This window comes from Oleiphilus sp. HI0117 (genome assembly GCF_001635235.1).
The window spans coordinates 1-1,804 of record NZ_LWGA01000705.1 but is presented as its reverse complement, the minus strand read 5'-3'; the positions used below and the strand labels follow the sequence as shown (position 1 = coordinate 1,804).

Below are 1,804 nucleotides of genomic sequence, written 5' to 3'. Positions count from 1 at the left end.
ACCACCGCTTACAATAACTGCGTACATTTGGTTTTCTCCAAATTTTTCATATCGCCTAACACACCTGAACTTCGGCTAATAATAAGCATTACCCAGATGAATCAAACTTACCAAGACCTATATATTGAGAACTAAATCTCCGGCCTCACTTTCTACCCGCATGTGTTACTTACGACCAATTTTCCCCAAACTGATATTTACAGTTTTTTGAAAAATCTGATCTCCAGTTTCTAAAGGAAGCTCTTTGGCAACCCTATCACTGAGAACACCCATGACTTTTAGGGCGCGCAATTGTATTTTATTCAACCAAGTGTTGCAAGCACATTCTAGCCAAAACAAGACTTTAATTATTGTATGGCGGATAGTAATTCTTGACAGACAAGCACAGCCCCCCTAGCATGTCAGCCAATTTTAGTCGGCTCTATTTTAAGATATTCAATATGCAAATTCAGGCAATCTACGACAGCGTTGAAAAAGACTTCAGTGAAGTAAACCAGTTTATCACTTCCCAGTTATCTTCAGATGTCCCCTTAGTAGAAAAAATTGCGCAATATATCGTCGAAAGCGGTGGTAAGCGTATGCGCCCCTTACTAGTCCTTCTTACCAGCAGAGCCTTAGGGGAAGCTAGTCAGGATCAATGCAAACTAGCCACTATTATCGAGTTTTTGCATACAGCCACATTATTACATGACGACGTTGTCGACACATCAAACATGCGCCGCGGGCGCTCTACTGCCAATGCCAAGTGGGGCAATGCTCCCAGCGTACTAGTCGGCGACTTTTTGTACTCGAGAGCTTTTCAAATGATGGTCGATATCGGCAGCGTTCCGGTTATGGAAGTGCTATCGAATGCAACCAATGTCATTGCCGAAGGGGAAGTTTTCCAGTTAATGAACTGCAAAAACCCTGACGTATCAGAAGAAGCCTATTTTGAAGTCATAAAAAATAAAACAGCAATGCTATTTGAGGCAGCGTCTCACTCTTCAGCTCTGCTTGCAAACGCAAGTACTGAGCAACAAGAAGCCTTAAAGGAATACGGCCTGCAGCTAGGCTTAGCATTCCAGCTGGTTGACGACATGCTGGATTACATTGGCGACGCCGAGACAATGGGCAAGAATGTCGGCGATGACCTGGCCGAGGGCAAACCAACCTTGCCGCTGATCTACACTATGAAAAACGGCAGTGAAGAAGAGCGAGTTCTAATTCGTAAAGCCATCCGTAATGGTGACGCAAGCCAGCTCGATGCAATCTGTATCGCTGTACAAAATAGTGGCGCGCTAGATTACACTAAAAAGCAGGCTGATCTAGCTTATCAAAAAGCATGCGACTGCCTAGGTACTCTTCCAGGCAGCGTTTATAAAGAAGCACTTGCTGGGCTGGCAAAGCTTGCAGTCCAGAGAGACAAATAAGTTATTCCATCGCACAAAGCTTCGATATACTATAAACATTAAAAGTATAAACATGAGCCTGATGAATGCAGCAGCTGTCCGAACTTGATTCTTCGTTTTTATATCTGGAAACCGAACACACCCCTCTCCACGTAGGTGGTGTTTTCGTATTCCAGCGCCCTAAAGGCGACAACACACTTGATTTTGAGCACTTTCAACGTGTACTCCAGTCAAAACTCGGGAATGAACCATTCTTTCGTGAGCGCTTAGTCGAATACCCTCTCAATCTAGACCTACCCGTCTGGACTGACGACCCGGACTTTGACGCCGCCCGACATATCAGCCACGACAAATTAAGCCAGAAAGAAACGCTACTCAATAGCGCAGCCGACTTTTTTAGTGCGCCGCTCGACCGG

2 protein-coding genes are annotated in these 1,804 nt (G+C 44.9%); both read left to right on the top strand.

All coding sequences use genetic code 11. The features are described from left to right. The first annotated feature begins 440 nt into the window (after positions 1 to 440). On the top strand, positions 441 to 1,409 hold the full coding sequence (gene ispB / locus A3757_RS10290) for an octaprenyl diphosphate synthase (protein WP_068739567.1): 969 nt from the start codon (positions 441 to 443) through the stop codon (positions 1,407 to 1,409). A gap of 65 nt (positions 1,410 to 1,474) precedes the next feature. Next, positions 1,475 to 1,804, top strand: a 330-nt coding sequence (locus A3757_RS10285) for a wax ester/triacylglycerol synthase domain-containing protein (protein ID WP_304439185.1), incomplete at its 3' end; no start/stop codon positions are given.